The following is a 23,408-nucleotide window of genomic DNA, read 5'->3' on the forward strand; positions in this document are numbered from 1 at the left end:
CATGCAGTGATCGAACTCTTTGTCACAAATTAAACAAATGAATAACAACGAATTTCGCTCTATCCAAATCAAGCCGCTTGAATATCAATCAACTTTAGCTAAACAGCTGTTTTCCCATATTGAAAACCTGCCGTGGGCAATGCTATTACGCTCCGCTTCAGAAAGCCACGTTGATAGTCGATACGATATTTTAGTTGCTCAACCCATCGCCACCTTCGAGACAATCGGTGCAAAAACGACCGTTAATGTTAATGAGACGTGCGAGGTTTCAGACTCCGATCCTTTCGAACTACTCGACCAATATCAGCAACAGTTATTACCTGCGACTAAAGAGCACACTGAGTTGCCATTCGTTGGCGGCGCTTTAGGCTATTTTAGTTATGATTTAGGGCGCAGAGTCGAGACACTTCCTTCACTCGCAACGCGTGATATTGAAGCACCTGACATGGCGGTTGGCTTATATGAATGGGCTGTTATCGTTGATCACCAACTGAAAACGGCGTGTATTGTCGGCAGCAATATCGACGAACATCATGATTGGCTGATGCAGAAAATGGGTCAATCACACCTAACACATGCGCCCTTTGGATTAACCACACCGTGGCAATCCAATATGAGCGAAGAAAGCTACGCCACTAAGTTCGATAGTGTTCAAGAGTACCTGTTATCCGGGGACTGCTATCAGATCAACTTAGCTCAGCGCTTCAATGCTCAATACCAAGGCAGTGAATGGTTGGCTTATGACAAGTTAGAGCAGTACAACTCAGCGCCCTTTTCGGGTTTTATCCGTTTGGCCGACTGCGCAATCATCAGTGTTTCGCCAGAGCGTTTCTTAGAACTCAAAGACAACGTCATTGAAACCAAGCCAATCAAAGGCACACGACCTCGTTCTGATGACCCGATGATTGATGATGCCAACGCGCAAGACCTAGCAAGCGCCGATAAAGATCAGGCCGAGAACCTGATGATCGTCGACCTGCTTCGTAATGACATTGGCCGAGTGGCAAAACCGGGCACTGTTCATGTACCAAAGTTATTCGATATTGAGAGCTTCCCTGCCGTGCACCACTTAGTAAGCACGATACGAGCAGACCTTGATGATCAATATTCTGCGACTGACCTTCTGAGGGCGTGTTTCCCTGGAGGGTCGATTACTGGCGCACCAAAAGTTCGCGCGATGCAGATCATTGAAGAGTTAGAACCGCATCGACGTTCAGCGTACTGCGGCAGTATTGGCTACATCAGCCGAAATGGCAGAATGGATACCAGTATTACCATTCGTACATTAGTCGCCGAGAACAATACGCTTTATGCATGGGCTGGCGGTGGTGTGGTGTTTGATAGTGATTGTGCTTCTGAATACCAAGAAACACTGGATAAGCTGAGTCGAATTCTACCGGTACTTGAAGATTGCTAAACCTAATGTCATTAACTGCTAGTTCCGCTACTTAATGACGAGTTCCGCTGCTTAACGGCCAGAAAAAGCTTTATATAAGAAGAAACCGAAGGATCGCAAGATCACTTCGGTTTTTTAGTCTTTAAGTTAGAGTACATGACTCACAACGCTTTATTCGCGTGTTTAAGCGACCTTCGCCGCAGAGAGCCCCCACCTCTTAAGCATCTCTTTAAGATCGTTGGCGGTGTAAGGTTTACTCAAAATGTCATCCATTCCACACTGAATACAACGTTCGCGTTCTTCAAGTGTCGTTCCGGCGGTCAGAGCCACAATAGATTTAACGTAACCCTTCTCTCTTAGCTTCTCTGTCGCTTCAAAGCCGTCCATAACGGGCATTCTGCAATCCATGAATACAATGTCGTATTCATTGTCTGACGCGAGCTCAAACCCTTCGACACCATTACTTGCAATAGCAGGTTCAATCTCATGTTTACGGAGCATCTGTTGGATGATGATCTGGTTCATCTTAATATCATCAACCACCAGCACTTTAAGTAGTGACAATTCCGCCTCAGACTCAAAGCCCTTGGTAACACTATCACTCTCAGCCGGAACATCGACAACTTGAAGAGGAATCGAGATGGTAAACGTCGTGCCTGAACCAACGACACTGGTCACCCCAATATCACCATTCATCAGAGCCACCAGCTTGCGACAAATCGCCAACCCAAGCCCGGTGCCTTCATAGTTCCGGCTACTTGAGTTATCTGCCTGCGTAAAAGGTTCAAATAGCGTCTTATGCGCCGATTCAGCAATTCCGACTCCGGTATCTTCTACAGAGAAAACAAATTGGTTTTTGTCCCACTTAATATCAACATTCACATGCCCTTCTTCTGTAAATTTAATCGCATTACCGATTAAGTTCACAAACAGCTGAGTGATGCGCTCTAAATCGCCTTGAAAATGGGAAGGAACGTTCGACGCAACACTGATATTGAATTCAAGCTGCTTCTCTATTGCTCGATTGACGAAGATACTATCAATCGTGTTTCGCAAGTCATTCAGGGCAAATTTCTTTGGAATCAGCTCTAACATCCCTGCGTTAATTTTGCTGAAATCCAGCAAGTCATTAATGATGGTTCTGAGAAACTCTCCAGACTGGCGCAGGTTGTTCACTATTTCACGTTGAGAGCTGTTCAGTTCCGTATCACTGATCAATTCTGCACTACCTAACAAGCCATTAAGCGGAGTTCTTAACTCATGGTTAATCATGGCCACAAAGTCACGCGTTGCCCTTTCGGACTCTTCCGCTCGTTTACGTGATTCAATATTTCGGTTGATTGCTAGTTGATGGGTTAAGGCACTGCAGATAAGGTCCGTTACTAACAACAGTTGGCTTTGTATAAACTCGTAGTCTTGGTCTAACAACCTGACTCTGACGATTAACGCGCCAACTATGACTTTTTCAACCTCTAAAGGCACGGTCAGCAGGTCGTCTTGCCAATGAGGTTCTTGAATGTCTTGCTCTAACACCTCGACAGTCTCATCGCCATAATCATAGGTCTGTAACTGAGGGATGAGCTTGGGAGGTAGAATCAAACGACTGGCTTCGATTAAGTAACTGCTGGTCACGTTGGTCGTTAATTCAGATAGCATGACATCATCGAGATCATTTCTTAGAAACGCGCGCCCAAAATCAATCAACAGGTTGTCGATTTGTTCTTGGAATTCAATGCGGCGTATATTCGCGTTGGAGCGCTTTTCTAACTGACGCAAAGCAAGCTCAAGTTGTTGGTTAGCCTCGAACAGCTCGAGGCTCTTCTGTTCCAACAATCCTTCAGCCGCTTTTCTTGCCGCGATTTGACGCTTAAGCTTCTTCTCTAGGGCAGATGCCAGATCCATATTACTTTTCTACTTTGAGATTAAACCTAACCACACTTTGGTCATCATTTTGTGGCGTCATCTCCACCGCGATAGATTCACCGTGGTATTCAGCGCATCCTTCTATAAGTCCTAAGCAAACATGAGACATACACCTTGCGCTTTTGTAGTCAAAAACAAGTTGTGCTTCGGTAGTGGTGATAAAACTGAATTCAGGTGGCTCAGCATCTGGATAAAGCTTCTTCACTTCAACGTGAATGTAGCGCTCTACGTGCTGAATAAATTGAAAGGTGGTATTGCTGTGAGCAAGGCTCGCTTTATTTGGTAATGAGGCCAGTAAGTTCTTAAAAACAGACTGCCCCAAAACGCGTTGCAAGCTTGCCGCATCAATATCGGTTTTCTTACTCAAGTTGATAATCAACCTGACAAGGTCTTTGTGGTCGTAACTGCCGACCGACGTATAGATCCCTTCATCTTCTGACATTTCTAGAACTTCTTCCAAAAGCTCTAGCCCAAACTTGTCTTCAACAAGCTCTAAAAATTCGGTGAATATGATTCCTTTCATCTCATACCTTTTCTTCTATTTCTTTTTAGAATGGTCCACTAAGTTATTGTTATCAAATTCTTAAACAAAAAATCTACGTTTCGTCACCCAATTTTATGACATCGATAACGCTTACTTGCCTGTATGCACATATTGAATATAGCAAAAATCGTCATGTTGAGGAGATTCAGTGGTAAAAAGCCCCTCATGGCATCCAATTGATAACTAAAAGAGGGAAAGTAAATGAAGAAAAATTCAATATTGGTAATCAACCCACGGTTATGTCTATACTTAAAATCATAATAATCAATATATTGGCTTGATATGAATAAAGAAAACTTCCTTCAGCAATTCCAACTTAACCCTACCGTTGGCTATCACCCTGAGTCAGTAGAGCGTGTTTCGCACATCAGTGGCGAGCAATTACGTAAAGCGGCAGTGGTGGTAGGTTTAGTTGAAAGAGAAGATGGTTTACATGTCATTTTTACTAAAAGAGCGGCTAATTTAAAGCATCACCCCGGCCAAGTCAGCTTTCCTGGTGGTAAACACGAACTTTCTGACCCTTCTATGCAATTCACTGCACTCAGAGAGCTCCATGAGGAGGTGGGAATTCGATCGGATCAAGTTAAAATTGTTGGGCAATTACCTGCATTGAGTACTATTAGTAAATTTTCTGTGACGCCGATTGTTGCCATGGTCGATCCTGACTATAAAGCCATCATCGATGAGAACGAAGTTGCCTCAATTTTTGAGGTGCCCGCTACCTATGTTTTAGACCAAGCCAAGTTACACAGTCACATGGTCAACTTTAAACAAATCAAGCATCGCGTTTTTGCGATGCCCTTCCAAGAGCACCTAATTTGGGGCGTTACGGCTCAAATCATCCAATCACTGCAGCAACATGTAGTGCAACGAATTACATAGCAACTACGTTTTGTTTAATCTCTGTTAACAAATCGCAAGCTTTGTATGGAACAGAATTATTAATACAATTTTACGCAAACGTTTACCTGCTATAGATCTATACAACCCGCCCTTTCGCATAAAAAAAACTAATACCAAGCATAAACATAAATCACCTGTGGCACGCTATTTTCGTGATCAAAAATCCGTTTTTCGCATATCATGTGACACGCCGTTTCATTACATGATTTAGATCTATTTTTTGCAGACGAAAATTCTGCAGAATTAGCCCCGACTTATTTCCTGTTCCCAAAAAATGAGTAATTTAACATGAACACAACAACTTCTTCGGCAAATGCCGTTAAAGATTCAAGCAAGTTTAACTATAAAGATTTTACCTGGTGTTTATCACTATTCGGTACAGCAGTTGGTGCTGGCGTACTATTTCTTCCAATCAAAGCTGGTGCGGGTGGTTTTTGGCCATTAGTTATCCTAGCTCTAATCGCGGCACCAATGACTTGGTTCGCACACAAATCTCTAGCTCGTTTCGTACTGTCAGCTAAAAACCCTGAAGCAGATATTACAGACACAGTTGAAGAACACTTCGGTAAGACTGGCGCAAACATTATTACTTTCGCTTACTTCTTCGCTATCTACCCAATCGTTCTTATCTACGGTGTTGGTATCACAAACACAGTTGATTCTTTCCTAGTAAACCAAATGGGTATGGAATCTATTCCACGTCCTCTTCTTTCTGGTGCACTTATCCTAGCTATGACAGCAGGTGTTGTATTCGGTAAAGATTTAATGCTGAAAGCAACGTCAGCAATGGTTTACCCACTAGTATTCATCCTACTAGCGCTATCTTTCTACCTAGTTCCTGATTGGAACACTTCAATGATGGACGTAAGCCCAGAATGGTCAACAATGCCTTCTATTATCTGGCTTGCTATTCCAATCATCGTGTTCTCTTTCAACCACAGCCCAATCATTTCACAGTTCTCTAAAGAGCAACGTCGTGTATACGGTGAAGACGCAGTTAAAAAAACTGACGCAATCACTGGTGGCGCAGCAATGATGCTGATGGGTTTTGTAATGTTCTTCGTATTCTCTGTAGTACTTTCTCTATCTCCAGAGCAACTAGCAACAGCACAAGCGCAAAACATCTCTGTACTTTCTTACCTAGCTAACGTTCACGAGTCTCCACTTATCTCTTACATGGGTCCTCTAGTAGCGTTCGCGGCAATTACTTCAAGCTACTTTGGTCACTTCCTTGGTGCTCACGAAGGTCTTGTTGGTCTAATCAAATCTCGCTCTGGTTCTTCAGTAAGCAAGATTGAAAAAGCATCTCTAGCGTTCATCGTTATTACAACTTGGATTGTTGCGGTAGTTAACCCAAGCATCCTAGGTATGATTGAAACAATGGGTGCTCCAATGATTGCAGCTATCCTGTTCCTAATGCCTGTATTCGCAATGAACAAAGTACCAGCAATGGCTAAGTACAAAACTTCAGCACCTGTGCAAATCTTTACAGCTTTATGTGGTCTAGCGGCTATTAGTTCTGTAATCTACGGCGCTCTTTAATCTCAAGCCCTTTTTATAAGATGGCATCCATCTTATATCGCGAGATTAGACAAAAAATATAATGATAATAAATGAGCCTCCCTACTCCCCTTGGGAGGCTCTCTTTTTGAGGTAATCGCTATGATTAGTGTATTTGATATCTATAAAATCGGTGTTGGTCCATCGAGCTCACACACAGTTGGACCAATGAAAGCGGGTAAAGAATTTATTGATGACCTACGTTCAATGGGAAAATTGCGCGACATCACTAAAATCACCGTGGACGTATATGGATCACTATCACTGACAGGGAAAGGTCACCACACAGATATCGCAATCATCATGGGTCTTGCTGGCAATACTCCTGAGCGTGTTGATATCGATTCTATTGCTGGCTTCATTGCTCGCGTAGAAGAAACTGAGCGCCTTCCTGTTGGCATGCACTGTCATACAGTATCGTTCCCACGCGATGGCGGTATGAACTTCCACACTAGCAACCTTTCTCTACACGAGAACGGCATGAGCATTCATGCATGGGTTGGTGACGAAGTTGCATACTCAAAAACGTACTACTCAATTGGTGGCGGTTTCATCGTTGACGAAGAGAACTTCGGCAAAGAAGAAGAAAACCCAATCAAAGCACCTTACGAATTCACAACAGCTGAAGAGCTGGTTAATCAGTGTAAAGAGAGCGGTCTTTCTATCAGTACACTGGTTATGAAAAACCAAGCAGCATTCCACTCAGACGAAGAGTCTCGTACTTATTTCGCTAACATCTGGAAAACGATGCGTGAGTGTATGGATCGCGGTATGAATACTGAAGGTATCCTGCCTGGTCCACTGCGTGTACCTCGTCGTGCTGCAGCACTTCGCCAACAGCTAATGACTTCAGAAAAAACAACCAATGATCCAATGACAGTTGTTGACTGGGTAAACATGTTTGCATTCGCAGTAAACGAAGAGAACGCAGCTGGCGGTCGTGTAGTTACTGCACCAACAAACGGCGCATGTGGCATCATCCCTGCTGTTCTAGCTTACTACGATAAGTTCATCCAAACTGTGACTGAGAAAGACTACATCCGTTACTTCGCGGCTTCTGGCGCTATCGGTGGTCTTTACAAGCGTAATGCTTCTATCTCTGGTGCAGAAGTTGGCTGTCAGGGTGAAGTTGGCGTGGCATGTTCTATGGCTGCTGCTGGTCTTGCTGAGCTTATGGGTGGTAGCCCTGAGCAAGTATGTATGGCTGCGGAAATCGCAATGGAGCACAACCTAGGTCTAACATGTGACCCAGTTGCTGGCCAAGTACAAGTACCATGTATCGAGCGTAACGGTATTGCTGCTGTAAAAGCAATCAACTCAACTCGTATGGCACTTCGTCGTTCTTCAGCTCCTACTGTTTCTCTAGATAAAGTTATCGAAACAATGCTAGAAACCGGTAAAGACATGAACGCTAAATACCGTGAGACATCTCAAGGTGGTTTGGCTGTTAAGGTTGTTTGTTAATCGACTCTCGCTAACAAACAAGCAAAAAAAGGAACGCATATGCGTTCCTTTTTTTATGTCTCAATATCAGCTGCTGTTCAGCACAGCAATGGTTAAATCACTTGAGAGATAAGTAAGAAGCAACCAAACAACAATGAGAAAAGCATCATTGGTTTGCCACCTTCTGCGCTGTACCTGTCTTCTGCTACTTTCATAAAGCGTTGCTTGTGAACCATGACCAGAGGTACGAATACCGCCAAGAACACCAGAATGATGCCAGCGTAGTTCAGCACTTGTAGAAACTTATCCGCAGCCAGTAGTGAGCCCGCTAATGGCAGGATAAAGCTAATGCAGTAAGTCACCGCTGTATTTTGGTTGAACATGTCTCGGTTTTGGTTGAATAGCGACATTGCCACACCAAAGAACGAAGTCAGCAGCGCCAAACCAGTGAAGATAGATAGCACAGTACCAACCCATGGCGACTGAGCTTCAAATGCAGCCATCAAGTCAGATACATTGTGGAAGCTTCTAAACTGCTCTTCACTCAAGTTACCTACCACGGCAAACAACCAACATAGGTAGCACACTAAAGGAATAAGCGAGCCTACAATCACCATATTACGAAGCTGTTTATCGGTTGCTTCATGGTTGTAAGAAACCAATGTTGGAATCACGACCATAAAGCCAAAGCTGGTGAACAAGATTGCACTCGTTTTAATTAGGTCTACATGATTGTGACTTGTTACCTGCATTAAGTTATCTTGCGTCATGCTTGGCGCTAAAAACGCCATCGTTGCAAACAAACTTGCTAGCATCACGAAGAACAGTGCACGGTTGAGCTTATCAATCACGCCTGTTCCACTCGCCACAACAGCACCGGCAATCAAGGTAAAAGTAATTTGACTCGTTGTTGCAGTAATATCGACACCGAGGTTAGACAGCAGCTTACTCAGCAAGTCACCTGCACCTAATATATAAGCCATTAGCAAGCAAATCAGTAAGGCGTAAAGCAGACCATTGGTGATCAGCTGCCCTTGTTTGCCTAGTGTCTTTCTAGCGATAGAGTTTAATCCTAAGCCACCACCCGCTTTGATGGTTGCTTCAAGAAGTAGTAATGCGGCGTAAGTGGTACCGAAACAGATCAGAACCATTAGCAGTGTGCCGTAAAGCAATCCGAATTGAGCTAATACCATTGGGATTGCAAGCATACCAGCACCAAGAGCGGTACCAGCGATAATTAGGGAGCTACCCATCATTTTAATATTCATTGTCTTTAACTTATTTATTTAGTTTTTAATAGGCGTAGTTCTCTGTCATCAACCAAGATGCAAAGAAAATTCGAAAGAAGTTAAGCTTTAAAACGAATATCGATAGGAGCGATAAGCGGAGTTAAATCGCGAAAAGGCAGTAGAAAACGAGTAGTACAAGCGAGAGTATAGAGAGGTGTGATCAGATGAAGAAGCCATCTTCTGATGTGGTGACCCTTCTGTGGGTTCGATGATCGGTGATGTAATCTTGAATTTCATGTATGTGTCCAATATCAATAAGTCACATTCCATATTATTTAAAGCAGCGTATCCGTTGCTGCCCTTCCTCTGTCATTAGAGGTCACTTCATATTATCGAATGAACTCTGAAACACAACGCCATAACCACATTTTTTGCTATTAAATTGAACAAAAAAGCCGTTTGGATATAAATTAACCGCTAAGCCATCTAAAACAATAGTCTTTATTGATAAAAGACAAGCTGACAAATACATCGAGCTAATCAACAACCAAGGCTCTTCTAACTATCAGCAGACTCACAGCCCGTTGCTGCACTTCAATAACAGCGCTCTATTCCCAAAACAGCAGTCTGTTTCAATAAAAGCTGTATTTTTCACAACACGATGTTTTAAGAACCACACTATGTTTTGAGAACAGTGACGAGCTTGAAGCGCGTTCCATTTCAACATCAGACACGACACAAACTCGCTACATCACAGAAACATAACCACAACCGGAGTGTGGTCACACAATTCGTTATACCCCATAGGTGGTAGGAATTCTTACTAGTACAGTATTTGCGTCATTATAATTAATAAAAACAAACACCTTATGCGCTCAACAATCACCTTTAAAATCCTAGTGGCCCTCGCCATCGTGTTCACCTTTTTGCTGGCAATATCGACCTATTTCCAATATTCGCAACAAAAGCAACTTGTAAACTCAGTGTTAAGTGAGCAGCTTCACGACAAAGCAAGTAACTACTTCGATAGCCTCAACATGATGATGCTCACCGGCACCATGGCACAAAAAGAGACCCTTCGTCAGAAAGCACTGGCTCAAGAAGGCATTGAAGACGTTCGTGTTTTACGCGCCGACGCTGTCAGCAAGTTATACGGCCCAGGTGATGACAACCAAACACCGGTTGACGATATTGATAAACGAGCGCTAGCGGGCGAAACCGTTATCGAACCTTTTTCTGCTGATTGGGGCAAAGGCTTGGTTATTGCTCTGCCAATGAAGTCGAGTGAAGATTACCGAGGAACCAATTGTGTCGCCTGTCATATGGCACCAGAGGGTAAAGTCTTGGGTGCGATTCGCCTCGAATATAACCTCAACCATGTTAACTCGTTGATCAACACTCAAACCATGGCTGCTATTGGCATTATGGCAGTGATCTCGTTTGCCGGATTTGTCCTTACGATGGGATTAATTCGTAAGATTATCGTGCGCCCGCTGCAACAGACTTCTCGCTTTATGACCCAAGTCAGCGACGATAAAAACCTATCCACTCGCCTGCCGGAACAAAGCAAGGATGAGATTGGCACGCTGGCTAACTCCATCAACTCGTTCATGGGAACCGTATCTGACAGCTTAGAAAAGGTACAAAGCACCTCGCACAAGTTAAATGCCTCGGCAAACCAACTGACTAGCGTCGCGCAAATTACCGAGCAAGCCGCCAGCGACCAGCAAAGCGAAACCGCAGAAGTGCAACACAATATCGAAGGGATACAGGCGCAACAAGTCAATGTAGAACAAGCCACTTTAACCGCTTCAGAACTAATCAATCACACCGCCGATGTAGCGTGTAAGAGTGCTAACCAAGCTCATGATGCAAGCAGTGAAATAAAGAACCTAGTCAGCAGCATAGAAGAAGTGAAACACAAAATCCTGACACTCAATGAGCAAACCGGAGAGGTCTCTTCAATATTGAGTGTGATTCGTGGTATTGCTGACCAAACCAATCTTCTGGCCTTGAATGCAGCGATTGAAGCGGCGCGAGCGGGAGAACAAGGCCGAGGCTTTGCGGTAGTCGCAGATGAAGTTCGCCACCTTGCATCGCGAACCGCTGAAGCAACAGGCAGCATTGAGTCAATCATTCATCAATTCCAACAAGGCAGCGAAGAGTCGCTGACATCTGCCGATCGCGTTTGCGAACAAGCCCATCAAAGCTCAACCGATATCGACGCACTGTCCGTTGAAATGAATGGTGTCGTTGAAGAGATGAAACAAGTACTGGCTCATGCGAAAAATATTCAACAACAGACGCAATCCACTACACACGCGACCGAAGATGTTCAACAAAAGGTTGAGACCATCACTTCTCACGCCGACAACACATCGCAGTCTGCGGCTGAGACTCGTGGAATCAGTAATGATTTAGAAGAGCTGTCTGATCACCTTGAGTCACTGATTAATCAGTTCACTTTGTCGAGTACAAAGAAGAAGTCATAGATCGCCAACAAAAAAGCGCTCAACAATGAGCGCTTTATCTTCCTAGCAATGTCTAGTTCAGGCTTTCAAAGAACCTTAGACAATGATTAGTGCGTAATGGAAACCGCGGTTAAGTCTTTATGCTTGTGATACATCGCGTGTTTGAATATGAGATTCGCACTCACAGTATCCATTCCGGAAACCTCCACATAAGCTCCCTTTTTACGGAACTTAAACACGACCTTATCAAGCGCCTCTACCGATGTATTATCGAGAAACGATGCATCAGATATGTCGATGGTCACTAAAGAGGTCGCGTTGTCGTAATCGAATAGGTCAACAAACGCATCTGAAGACGCAAAAAATACATGCCCTTTTACTCGGTGAATGGTGTGCATTTCGTTGGTCACCACTTCATCTGATATAAAGACCATAGACTTGCTAACATGCGCATAAAATAACGCAGACAGAATCACGCCCACCGCCACACCTATCGCTAAGTTATGAGTAAACACCACCACCGCCACGGTTGCCAACATGGTTACATTGGTTGGCAGTGTATGGTCTTTAAGCTCAACAACAGAACGCCATAAGAATGTGCCGATAGAAACCATGATCATCACAGACACTAACGCCGCCATCGGTATCAGCTTCAACCAATCAGAAACAAACACCACCATTAGCAGTAAAACCACCCCAGCGATCATACTGGACAATCGGGTTAAGCCACCTGATTTGATGTTAATGATCGACTGACCGATCATTGCGCAGCCCGCCATTCCACCAAAAAGGGAAGCCACGATGTTCGCAACGCCCTGCCCTTTACATTCATTGTTTTTATTACTTTCAGTATCGGTCAGATCATCGACTATGGTTGCTGTCATCAAGGATTCCAACAAGCCAACTAGAGATAGAGCAATCGAATATGGAAGGATGGTTGCGAGCGTATCAAACGTGAATGGAATATTAGGAATCAAGAACACAGGCAGTGAATCCGGAAGCTTGCCCATGTCGCCAATCGTTCTCACATCTAATCCGAACAACAAACTAATGATTGTCAGGGTGACAATAGCGACCAGTGGAGAAGGTATCGTGCGACCAAACTTTGGAAAATAAGGAAGCAGATAAATGATCACCAAACCCAAAGCGACTAATACGTAAACACTTGAAGGGACATTGATCAATTCAGGGAGCTGGGCCATGAAGATTAGGATGGCGAGCGCGTTAACAAATCCAGTAATCACCGATTTGGAAACGAAATTCATCAGGTTACCAAGCTTGAGATACCCAGCCGCGATTTGAATGACGCCAGCTAGGAATGAAGCTGCGAGTAGGTACTCTAGTCCGTGCTCTCTCACTAATGTGACCATTAACAGCGCCATAGCGCCTGTTGCACCGGAAATCATCCCCGGACGACTGCCAACCAAAGCGGTGACAACACAGATACAAAAAGATGCATAGAGCCCTACCTTAGGGTCGACGCCTGCGATAATTGAAAATGCGATGGCTTCAGGGATCAATGCGAGTGCAACCACAATCCCAGATAATGAATCTCCTTTAACGTTTGATAACCAGTGTTTTTTTAAATAATTAAGCATGTAATTCTCTTTTACTTGTACAGCCAGTCCTGCCTTGTTGAGACATAATTTGATCGACTGTTTTTCTTGAATGAGCGAGCGCTCGAAAAGTGCGGGTGTAGAGAGAATGCAGGGGCTAAGGCGGCGTAATTAACACGTAAATATTAAACTCCTCTTGTTGCTTTAGTGGGAAATTAAGAAAGTGATCAAGTCCAATATGACTGAATCCGCGCCAATATAGAGCGAGTCTCAACACAATCACACTCCCATTATTGAAAACAAAGGTTTCGATTACGCCTTGCTCGTTCAACGACTGACATTGGGCTGAAAGGTAAGGTGCAGGCTAAGATCGAACAAAAAACACACCCTCAAACGGTTTTATCGTCAGTAGACACAATATTTCTTTCACCAAGCAAGAATAAAGGTTGAAGCTGTCGGTATGACAGGTAATATGTTCAATCGATTTAAAAAGTTTATACAACTTAATGTTTCGGCTAATTATTGTGCAAATGTATGTTTATATGCAGCAATGCCAGAGACTTTGAGTTGAATTTGTCCCTCAATGGAGAATGAAATCAACATGACTTACGCGCCTGTAACAGACGTACTTGGCGGCAAGCTAGCGGTAGACAGTGAAGTAACTGTTCGCGGCTGGATCCGTTCACGTCGTGATTCCAAAGCTGGAATCTCTTTCCTTGCCATTTATGACGGCTCTTGTTTCGACCCGATTCAGGCCGTGGTTCCTAATAATCTTAATAATTACGAAAACGAAGTATTAAAGCTAACGACTGGCTGCTCTGTTGAAGTAACAGGTAAGATTGTTGAGTCTCCTGCGAAAGGTCAAGACTTCGAACTAGCAGCAACTGACGTTAAAGTTGTAGGCTGGGTTGAAGACGCTGACACTTACCCAATGGCTAAGACACGTCACTCTATCGAATACCTTCGTGAAGTTGCTCACCTACGTCCACGTACAAACGTGATTGGCGCAGTAGCACGTGTACGTAACTGTCTATCTCAAGCGATTCACCGTTTCTACCACGAGCAAGGCTTCTTCTGGACTTCTGCTCCGCTTATTACTGCATCTGATGCAGAAGGCGCAGGTGAAATGTTCCGCGTTTCTACGCTAGACATGGAAAACCTACCACGCACTGAAAAAGGCGACGTAGACTTCAACGAAGATTTCTTCGGTAAAGAGACGTTCCTAACAGTATCTGGCCAACTTAATGCTGAAGCTTACGCTTGTGCACTAAGCAAGGTTTACACGTTCGGTCCGACGTTCCGTGCTGAAAACTCAAACACAAGCCGCCACCTAGCTGAGTTCTGGATGGTTGAGCCTGAAGTTGCGTTTGCAGATCTTAACGATGTAGCGAAACTGGCTGAAGACATGCTTAAGTACGTTTTCGCTGCTGTTCTTGAAGAGCGCCGCGACGACCTAGAGTTCTTCGCTTCTCGCATCGACAAGCAAGCAATTACTCGTCTAGAGCAATTCGTTGACGCTGACTTCGCACAAGTTGACTACACTGACGCAATCCAAATCCTACTAGACTCTGGTAAGAAATTTGAGTTTGACGTTGAGTGGGGCATCGACATGTCTTCTGAGCATGAGCGTTACCTAGCTGAAGAGCACTTTAAAGCGCCTGTTATCGTTAAGAACTACCCGAAAGACATCAAAGCTTTCTACATGCGCTTAAACGACGACGGCAAAACAGTTGCAGCAATGGACGTACTTGCACCAGGCATCGGTGAAATCATCGGTGGTGCACAACGTGAAGAGCGTCTAGACATTCTAGACGAGCGTATGATTGCTATGGGTATCGACCCTGAGCACATGAGCTGGTACCGCGACCTACGTAAATACGGCACAGTGCCACACGCTGGTTTCGGTCTTGGTTTCGAGCGTCTAGTATCTTACGTAACAGGTATGGGCAACGTTCGTGACGTGATTCCATTCCCACGTACACCACGCTCTGCAAACTTCTAATTCGAAACCTATTCGATATTAAAAGTTAAGAACAAATAAAAACCTCCGCACTTGCGGAGGTTTTTTTATGTTCGGAATAAAACGAGACGACGGCTGTTTCTGCGTGCCACCATCTAAGACTCGTTACTCAAAAGCTAATCAACATCTTGGTCGATAGCGTATTTTATTGCGAGACCGCAGATTGCCATCATAACGAATGGGATCGCGGCAGTGGTGTATTCTGCCCACGCCATATCAGCGAATGCTTTTGCCAGCAGTACGTGGCCGAGAATAAGCAGAAGCGCACACACAATCGCGACAATAATCAGCTTAACTTCATTTCCCATAGTCATTTTCAACATAACGGTATCTCCAATATTTGGTCTACCGTTATTGAATCACAACTCTTTGGTCAATTAGGCGTACAGTTACCCCACAAACAACCCGTACAGTTGGAATGATTGTCTTTTTATGAGGGACTTAAGGTTTTACGAGTGCGTAAGTTGATGTGCCAGTTTGCCAAGCCAGATGAGCGCCTGTTCTTTCTCTTCTGTCAGTTCGTAAGAGAAGTTCAATCGTATCGCGTTATCTACTCTGCCCTGCTCACTGAACAGATCGCCAGATGCGACGCTAATGCCTTGTTCGATAGCTAGTTGATGAAACTGTTGGCTGTCGAATTTTTCAGAAAAGCGAATCCATATCAAGTAGCCACCAGCCGGTTCTTCAATCTCGATTGAATGCGGAAAGTACTGCTTAATGACATCTATAAATCGCTCTTTCCTGACGACAAGGTTTTTACGCAGTTTACGAAGGTGATTGTCGTAGCTTTCATGTGTTAAGAAATGGGCGACACCAAGTTGAACGGGAGCGCTGCTCGATAACGTAGAAAGAAGCTGTAACTTTTGAATCGCATCGTTAAAACGCGTGTTCACAACCCACCCTACTCGATAACCGGGACACAAGCTTTTTGAATACGACCCACAAAGCAAGACGGAATCGGTCTTATCGAAAGCCTTTAATGGCTTCGGCTTGTGCCCTTCATAATAAAGATCGCCATACACGTCATCTTCAATAATGTAGGTTCCATGCTGTTCTGCAATCTCTACCACACGGCGCTTTGCCTGTTCCGACAAACTGGTTCCCGTTGGGTTTTGAAAAGTCGTCATCAGCCAACACGCTTTAACATCTTGGTTTTGTAGCGCGTTTTCAAACTGCTCTATATTCAACCCATTGATTGGGCAAACGTCCACTTCGATAGGGTTAAGCCCTAGCCTCTCGACAGCCTGCAGAGCACCATAAAATGCGGGAGACTCTATCACGACGTTATCACCCGACTTAGTGACCGTTTGCAGGCTCAAGTTGAGCGCTTCCATAGCACCCGACGTAATCACAATGTCTTGATGATTAACCGTAATGCCTTGTTGCAGATAACGCTGCGCGATTTGTCTTCTCAAGGACTCACTGCCCGGTGGCAAATTATTGATCACACTCGCGCCAGTCATCTTCCTACCCGCGCTGGCAAGGTTTCGAGTCAAAGTAGGTAACGGGAAAAGGTCAGGATCGGGGAATGCAGAGCCGAAAGGAATCACTCCTTCAGCTGAACTCGACTTTAAGAAATCAAATAAGCGGTCATTAATGGCTTTCTTTTCACTAACGAGTGGCTGTGCGTAATCAACGCCGTCCAGCCTTGGCGCTACAAAGTAGCCCGACTGAGGTTTAGCGATGATCCACCCTTCGCTTTCTAGCAACTGATAGGCTTGTAAGACAGTACTATTGCTGACGTTGTAATTTCGACAACTCATGCGTACCGAAGGGATCTTCTCTCCGGATCGCCACGTATTGTTGGCTATCTGAGTTCGAATATCCTTTGCAAGCTCTTCATAACGCGCCATCTAATTGTACTACCTAGAGAAATTCTGTGAGCCGGTGATTTTATCACTTACGCCAACAACTATTGCTGCTATCCATATGATCGCACCTAATTTCCACAATAGTGTGAATTAGTTCACAGATAACTTTGTAAGCTTTGCTAAGTTTGTACCCAAGGTAGGAACTAAGTTGGCTTTCTACCTCAATAATTTGATGTAACCCAAAAACATGCGAGATAACAATGAAAAAAATAGAAGCAGACCAATTAGGTTATAAAGGAGAGTCAAACGGTGTTCACAGTTGGACAACACCGAGCGGTCAGCCATATTACTGGCACCCGGATTGGCTCCATATTGCTGAAGATGCGACAGGCTCACATCCAAAGCAAAAGATCGATGTCGAACAAGACCAAGCACCAACGGAAAAACACGCGGTGTCTGCTATTCTGAAACACATCAACCAATGGGCTGCAGACAAACTAGCGTCCCACCCTGAGATTGAAACCGGATCAATCGAAGCTGAAATCAATCTGAAAAAGTAACGGGTTAAAGTAGATAGCGAACTCAATCATTTGCGATTCTAACCCAGTACACAGACTGAATAGCCTCGAACCTCGACCGAGGCTATTCAAGTATCTTCATAAAAATGCTGCAATAACCCCCACCTAGCTAACAAATCTCTAACACAAACCAGTTTCTTGTATCAATCCACGAAAGCTATCGATAGAATTTCCGGTCTTATTCACGTCAGTTATGCTAATCATTCGCAGTTCTAAAGTCGTGAATCAATGAATGCGTAAATCTAATAAGAATGAGAACAAAGGCTTATCGATGGATACTTTAAATTACAATCAATCGCTAACGACTAAGTTATACGTCATTGCTGGCGTGCTGTTTGGCACCTATGGCAGTCGGGTGTGTCCTATGCTCGAGAGCTTAACGACGTTAGAGATTTTCACACAAGTCAGTATTGTGTTTGTCTTATTATGGCTCGCGCGTCGTTACCTATTCGCTCAACATACCTTGGTCAAGCAAGGCCGATTCGCGCAACTCGATACCCTGCTATTTTTTGCTACAAGTGTGCCTTTCGCGCTCTACTACAACTTAAGCTATGAATTCACCATAGATAGTAATTTGAAGGTGCTGTTTGGAATGAGCCTATTCGGCTTCTTTACCGGAACCATTCTTCAATTGAACGCTAAGCTCAGCCAAATGGATAAAATGGAGACGACTGGACAATTCGACTTCCAACTGGTTGGTGAAAGAAGTTCACTAGTCAAGCAGATGATAGGCTTGGTTATCGTGCTTCTGGTAACACTGACGACTATGTTGACGATGATTGCTGTCAAAGACATCTTTTGGTTAGAACATAACCCTGACCGCTTATTGGATGGCACCGGCAAGATCAGCGTGATCAAAGAGTTTATTTATTTGGCTGTGGTACTGGGTGGCTACGCGATTACCATCATGACGCTTGGAGCAAGCTAATTAAGCGTATTCTCCTAAGCCAAGAGCACGCATTAAACAAAGTCACCAATGGCGAGCAAGGCGTTCGCTTACCTATTTTCGGCTACAACGAGCTTGGCTCAATGGCATCTATGACCAATACCATGCTTGATAGCCTCGAAACCGCGCAAAACGAAGTCAAAACCACACGTGACGTGGCCATTGTGAGCTTATCGGCATTGGCTGAATCTCGAGACAATGAAACGGGTGCTCACATTTTAAGAACTCAAGAGTACGTCAAAGTTCTCGCACAAGAGCTCAGCAAATCAGAAACCCACTCGAGCTTGTTAACACCAAACTACATCGAGTTGCTCTACAAATCTGCACCTTTGCACGACGTGGGCAAAGTCGGTGTGCCTGATAGCGTATTATTGAAACCGGGTAAATTGACGGACGAAGAGTTTGAGATAATGAAAGGTCACCCCGCGATTGGGGCTGAAGCGTTATCTATTGCAGAAAAGCAGTTGGGAAGTAGCTCTTTCTTAAGAGTCGCAAAGGAGATATCTCTGACTCACCACGAGAAATGGAATGGCAGTGGTTATCCTAATCAGTTGTCTGGTGAAGATATCCCGTTATCTGGCCGTTTAATGGCATTAGCTGATGTTTATGATGCGCTCATCTCGAAGCGAGTCTACAAGCCAGCCTTTACTCATGAACAAGCTAAACAGATCATCTTAGAGGGCAATGGGGCGCATTTTGATCCGCAAGTTGTCCAAGCTTTTCTAGCCGTCGAACAAGCGTTTGTTTCAATTGCCGCGACCTACAAAGATGGTAAAAATGTAGCGAGTGAACTCGAGCGCGAAAGCTTTATTGCTCAACCAGCGTAATCTATTCAAAATCCACTAACTTCTTGCACCCTATAGGTTAATCCGTAGGGTGTTTTGTTATCAAATACCCTCTTTAGTCAATAAATCTGATTGAAATGGATTTTTTTTGGTCTTTCTGTTCACTTCGTATTGTCTTAAAAATTCCATACAGGTATAACTACCCATAGATACTATCCCCTCTCAATTGACATGGATGAAGATTATGTTTGAAAAAGTGTTAGCTGCTCCCGCCGATCCTATCCTCGGCCTTACTGAAGAGTTTAAAAAAGACTCTCGTGCAGAGAAAATCAACCTTGGCGTTGGCATCTACAAAAATGAAGATGGTCAAACACCAGTACTTAAAACAGTAAAGAAAGCAGAAGCTGCACTTCTTGAAAACGAAAAAACCAAATCTTACCTAACGATTGAAGGTACAGCTGAATACGGTCTAGCGGTTCAGAAACTTCTTTTCGGTTCAGACGCAGAGATCGTTGCATCTCAACGCGCTAAAACAGCACAAGCTCCAGGTGGTACAGGTGCACTTCGCGTAGCGGGTGAATTCATCAAGCGCCAACTGGGCGACGTGAAAATCTGGATCAGTAACCCGACTTGGGCGAACCACAACGGCGTTTTCGCTGCTGCGGGTATCGAAACTGCTCAATACAGCTACTACAACGCTGAAACTAAAGACAAAGACTTCGCAGGCATGGTTGCTGACCTAGAGAAAGCTTCTGAAGGCGATATCGTTCTTCTTCACGGCTGCTGTCACAACCCAACAGGTATCGACCCAACAACTGAAGAGTGGGAAGTTCTGGCTAAATTGGTTGCTGAGAAGAAACTGCTTCCTCTATTCGATTTTGCTTACCAAGGTTTTGCAAAAGGCGTTGAAGAAGATGCTGCTGGCCTACGTATTTTTGCTCAATACAACAAAGAGATCCTTGTTGCTAGCTCGTTCTCTAAGAACTTCGGCTTGTACAACGAGCGTGTTGGCGCATTCACTTTGGTTGCTGAATCAGCAGACGTAGCAACGACAGCGTTCTCTCAAGTTAAGAGTATTATCCGCTCTATCTACTCTAACCCACCAGCGCACGGCAGTGCTGTGGTAACTCACATCCTTGGTGATGCTGATCTACGTGCTGAATGGGAAGCAGAAGTAGCAGAAATGCGCGACCGTATCCAAGAGATGCGCGAACTATTCGTAACGACACTGAAATCTGAAGGTGTTGATGCAGACTTCACATTCATCGAACGTCAAAACGGCATGTTCTCTTTCTCTGGCCTAAGCAAAGAGCAAGTAACTCGCCTAAAAGACGAATTCGCAATCTACATTGTTGGCTCTGGCCGTATCAGTGTTGCTGGTATGACTAAGTCAAACATGGGTCCTCTATGTAAAGGTATCGCTGCGGTTCTTTAATCGAAAAGCGAAACCTGTATTTGCAGACCAATAGACATGCAAAAGCCAGCAATCAAGCTGGCTTTTTTGTGTCAGTCTCTTTGTATATAAGAGCTATTAGGGCACGTAGCCTTTTCGTTACTGGCTAATACTCTAGGAAAAATTCCACTCCCAGCTCATTGGTTCGTTCACTGCGAATCTTACCTTCACCATCTCGATGTTGGTATGACCCACCAATCGCAAACTTGTTGGTCACTAGATAACGTAAACCTAAGTGATAAATCTCTTCATCAAACAGGTCACTCCGATTCACCTGCACACTCCCGTTAGCTATCCAACGTTTCGCAAAGCCATAGTTAAGCTCAGCTTTTACCCCTTGGATGAACTCAGTGTCTGAAGATTCAGTTCGGTTGGTGTCATTATCTTCAACCTTACCTTTAGTGATACCAAGCAGGTAGTAAGCCACTATATCTAAATCTTTCTTAATGCTGTAACGGTAACCAACACCTGGCATCAGCGTATCAATTCGAGTTGTGGTGTCATCAGGGTGAATAAAGCGTGCGCTGTAGTCTCCCAGCAACAACCAATCATCCGTCATCGCGTAACTGACGCCTAATCCATACGACGAGGCATTGTTATTACTGCCTGCATCTTCATTTAAACTGCCCGAATGCGCCGTGGCATAAATATGGTCGTAATCCAAAATATCCACCGCGTTAGTGTCCGCCCACAAACTTGGAGAAAACATAAAAACCGCAGATACAAAACTAAGCTTCCACTTCGACATTCCTATCATCCTTAAACTGTCACTCCATTAATTGAAAGGTTAGTCTATCCATAAGACTTTAAAAAGGTTTTAGCTCACAGATTGATTTGTGACGGCAAAATATTATCAAATGTTGTACCATGAAATCATACAAACCAATGGATGATCATTATGGATGCTGAGTTATTAGAGATTCAAAACTTTCTGGCACAATACCCCCCTTTCACAGAACTCCCTGAGGAGATGTTGGCGAAAGTGACCAGTAGCGTGGAAATTTCTTATTACCGCCAAGATACCCCTATCATTCACTTTGGTGATCAAATTCATGACTTATACATCGTTCGAAGTGGCGAAGTCGAAGTCTACCGTCGTAAAGGCGAACTCTATAACCGCCTTGATGAAGGCCACTTGTTCGGTCAAATGGGCCTACTGACCAACAACAAGGTGCGTTTCCCAGTTAAAGCGACTGAAGACACCCTACTCTACTGTATTCCTGAGCCTATCTTTCAAGAGCTCTACGACAACTACGACTCCTTTGCCGATTTCGTAGAAGTAGAAGATAACGCGCGACTGCGCCAAGCCAACTCAGACAGCAACGACGCTAACGACCTAACCACATCAAAGGTAAAAACGCTGCTGACCAGCGAAGCGCCAATGATCGAAAAAACGCGCACCATTCAGCAAGCCGCGACCATGATGGCACAAGATAATGTTTCCTCTTTGCTGATCATCGACCCAGATATCGTTGAAGATGATGAAGATGACTCAACACCCGTGATTGGCATCATCACCGACCGAGATTTATGTACGCGTGTTCTCGCCGAAGGTCTTGACCCATCGGATGAAGTATCCAGCGTAATGACACCAGAGGTTATCTCACTCGACCATAATGCTTACGTATACGAAGCTATGATGACCATGCTTCGCTATAACGTGCATCATTTACCAGTGCTTAAAGATAAGAAGCCGATTGGTATTATCGAAGCGACCGATATTGTTCGTTATGAGTCTCAAAACTCGCTGTTATTGGTAAGTAGTATCTTCCAGCAACAAAGTATCGAAGACCTGAAGGTGCTTTCCGAGCAAGTGAAAGACAGCTTTGTGCGCTTAGTTAACGAAGATGCCAATGCCCACATGGTGGGTACTGCAATGTCGGTAATTGGCCGTAGTTTTAAACAGCGTATTATCGAGTTGGGTGAAGAGAAGTTAGGTAAATCACCAATCCCATACTGTTTCCTTGCGTTAGGTTCGATGGGACGTGATGAGCAACTACTGGTTACCGACCAAGATAACGCCATCATCCTCGATGACACATACGACGAAGCAAAACACGGTAAGTACTTTGAAGAACTTTCAAAATTCATTTGTGACGGCTTAGACCAATGTGGTTATGTTTACTGTACTGGCGACATCATGGCGACCAACCCGACTTGGCGTATGACACGTCGACAGTGGGAAGAGTGCTTTGCCGATTGGATTGATGATCCAAACCCGAAAGCCTTGTTGAACGCATCTATCTTCTTTGACTTAGATGGCGTTTATGGTCGCCTGAAATGGGCCGAGCAATTGAACAGCTTTATTGTTCGACGCGCACGTAAGAACAACCGCTTCTTGGCGTGTCTTGCTCGTAACGCGCTCAACCGTACTCCACCACTGGGCTTTTTCAAAGATTTCGTGATGGAGAAAGATGGCCGCCACAACAACTCAATCAATCTTAAGCGTCGTGGTACTGCACCACTGGCCGATTTGATTCGTGTTCACTCTTTGGCTGTCGCGTCTCGCTCGAAAAACTCTTTTGAACGATTGGATGACATTATCGACGCTGGTATTCTGCCGAAAGGCCGAGCTCAAGATTTGAAAGATGCGATGGAGTTTATCTCTCTGGTTCGTATTCGCCACCAAGCACACGATGTCGACAACAACATCGAGCCTGATAACAACATCGAGCCAGAGAACCTGTCTGACTTCGAGCGACGTAACCTAAAGGATGCATTCCAAATATTAAGTAATGCGCAAAACTTCCTTAAGTTCCGTTATCAAGCCAGCAACAAGTTTAAGTAGGG

The 23,408-nt window shown here is 44.4% G+C and carries 16 protein-coding genes and 1 pseudogene; 10 read left to right on the forward strand and 7 right to left on the reverse strand.

Going from position 1 to position 23,408, the window contains the following annotated elements; translation table 11 throughout:
- Positions 1–37 precede the first annotated feature (37 nt).
- Complete coding sequence (gene pabB, locus A142_RS19990; RefSeq protein WP_019822558.1) at positions 38–1,417, forward strand: aminodeoxychorismate synthase component I; 1,380 nt, start codon at positions 38–40, stop codon at positions 1,415–1,417.
- Positions 1,418–1,579: 162 nt separating this feature from the next.
- Here pabB and A142_RS19995 read toward each other — a convergent pair whose 3' ends face one another.
- Together A142_RS19995 and A142_RS20000 are read right to left on the reverse strand one after the other, a co-directional pair.
- A complete protein-coding gene (locus A142_RS19995; RefSeq protein WP_019822559.1) occupies positions 1,580–3,298 on the reverse strand; it encodes an ATP-binding protein in 1,719 nt (572 codons plus the stop codon).
- Position 3,299: 1 nt separating this feature from the next.
- On the reverse strand, positions 3,300–3,842 hold the full coding sequence (locus tag A142_RS20000; RefSeq protein ID WP_019822560.1) for a heme NO-binding domain-containing protein: 543 nt from the start codon (positions 3,840–3,842) through the stop codon (positions 3,300–3,302).
- A 303-nt stretch (positions 3,843–4,145) separates the two neighbouring features.
- Between A142_RS20000 and A142_RS20005 the strand changes: the two genes are divergently transcribed.
- The 3 genes from A142_RS20005 (at position 4,146) to A142_RS20015 (ending at position 7,790) form a co-directional block, all read left to right on the forward strand.
- The gene (locus A142_RS20005; protein WP_019822561.1) at positions 4,146–4,745 is read left to right on the forward strand and encodes a CoA pyrophosphatase; all 600 of its coding nucleotides are present in this window, start codon (positions 4,146–4,148) and stop codon (positions 4,743–4,745) included.
- 309 nt (positions 4,746–5,054) lie between these two features.
- Positions 5,055–6,308, forward strand: a complete 1,254-nt coding sequence (locus A142_RS20010; protein ID WP_019822563.1) for an aromatic amino acid transport family protein — start codon at positions 5,055–5,057, stop codon at positions 6,306–6,308.
- Positions 6,309–6,428: 120 nt separating this feature from the next.
- Positions 6,429–7,790, forward strand: a complete 1,362-nt coding sequence (locus A142_RS20015) for an L-serine ammonia-lyase (protein ID WP_019822565.1) — start codon at positions 6,429–6,431, stop codon at positions 7,788–7,790.
- A gap of 92 nt (positions 7,791–7,882) precedes the next feature.
- Here A142_RS20015 and A142_RS20020 read toward each other — a convergent pair whose 3' ends face one another.
- The gene (locus A142_RS20020; protein WP_019822567.1) at positions 7,883–9,037 is read right to left on the reverse strand and encodes an amino acid permease; all 1,155 of its coding nucleotides are present in this window, start codon (positions 9,035–9,037) and stop codon (positions 7,883–7,885) included.
- A gap of 830 nt (positions 9,038–9,867) precedes the next feature.
- Between A142_RS20020 and A142_RS20025 the strand changes: the two genes are divergently transcribed.
- Positions 9,868–11,490 (forward strand): methyl-accepting chemotaxis protein, encoded by a 1,623-nt coding sequence (locus A142_RS20025; protein ID WP_019822569.1) that lies wholly within the window; start codon positions 9,868–9,870, stop codon positions 11,488–11,490.
- A gap of 86 nt (positions 11,491–11,576) precedes the next feature.
- On the opposite strand, the gene A142_RS20030 is transcribed toward A142_RS20025, so the two are convergent.
- Positions 11,577–13,067 (reverse strand): SulP family inorganic anion transporter, encoded by a 1,491-nt coding sequence (locus tag A142_RS20030; RefSeq protein WP_019822575.1) that lies wholly within the window; start codon positions 13,065–13,067, stop codon positions 11,577–11,579.
- A gap of 559 nt (positions 13,068–13,626) precedes the next feature.
- Between A142_RS20030 and asnS the strand changes: the two genes are divergently transcribed.
- On the forward strand, positions 13,627–15,027 hold the full coding sequence (gene asnS, locus A142_RS20035) for an asparagine--tRNA ligase (RefSeq protein WP_017060416.1): 1,401 nt from the start codon (positions 13,627–13,629) through the stop codon (positions 15,025–15,027).
- A 134-nt stretch (positions 15,028–15,161) separates the two neighbouring features.
- Here asnS and A142_RS20040 read toward each other — a convergent pair whose 3' ends face one another.
- Positions 15,162–15,368: a hypothetical protein gene (locus tag A142_RS20040; RefSeq protein ID WP_004734707.1), complete on the reverse strand. Its 207-nt coding sequence runs from the start codon at positions 15,366–15,368 to the stop codon at positions 15,162–15,164.
- 126 nt (positions 15,369–15,494) lie between these two features.
- Positions 15,495–16,898 carry a PLP-dependent aminotransferase family protein gene (locus A142_RS20045; protein WP_019822578.1) on the reverse strand — a complete coding sequence of 468 codons (1,404 nt, stop codon included), beginning with the start codon at positions 16,896–16,898 and terminating at the stop codon, positions 15,495–15,497.
- 218 nt (positions 16,899–17,116) lie between these two features.
- Here A142_RS20045 and A142_RS20050 point away from each other — a divergent pair, with 218 nt between their 5' ends.
- The 3 genes and pseudogenes from A142_RS20050 (at position 17,117) to A142_RS20060 (ending at position 20,600) form a co-directional block, all read left to right on the forward strand.
- Complete coding sequence (locus A142_RS20050) at positions 17,117–17,416, forward strand: hypothetical protein (protein ID WP_019822580.1); 300 nt, start codon at positions 17,117–17,119, stop codon at positions 17,414–17,416.
- Between the two features lie 289 nt (positions 17,417–17,705).
- Positions 17,706–19,207 (forward strand): annotated as a pseudogene (locus tag A142_RS20055) (HD-GYP domain-containing protein).
- Between the two features lie 202 nt (positions 19,208–19,409).
- A complete protein-coding gene (locus A142_RS20060) occupies positions 19,410–20,600 on the forward strand; it encodes an amino acid aminotransferase (protein ID WP_019822582.1) in 1,191 nt (396 codons plus the stop codon).
- A 124-nt stretch (positions 20,601–20,724) separates the two neighbouring features.
- Here the strand turns inward: A142_RS20060 and A142_RS20065 are convergent, their stop codons facing one another.
- On the reverse strand, positions 20,725–21,366 hold the full coding sequence (locus tag A142_RS20065; RefSeq protein WP_029405474.1) for an outer membrane beta-barrel protein: 642 nt from the start codon (positions 21,364–21,366) through the stop codon (positions 20,725–20,727).
- Between the two features lie 150 nt (positions 21,367–21,516).
- Between A142_RS20065 and A142_RS20070 the strand changes: the two genes are divergently transcribed.
- The gene (locus tag A142_RS20070; RefSeq protein WP_019822585.1) at positions 21,517–23,406 is read left to right on the forward strand and encodes a DUF294 nucleotidyltransferase-like domain-containing protein; all 1,890 of its coding nucleotides are present in this window, start codon (positions 21,517–21,519) and stop codon (positions 23,404–23,406) included.
- The last annotated feature ends 2 nt before the right edge of the window (positions 23,407–23,408 follow it).

It is taken from the genome of Vibrio splendidus 12E03, from assembly GCF_000272105.2.
Lineage (GTDB): Bacteria > Pseudomonadota > Gammaproteobacteria > Enterobacterales > Vibrionaceae > Vibrio > Vibrio splendidus_I.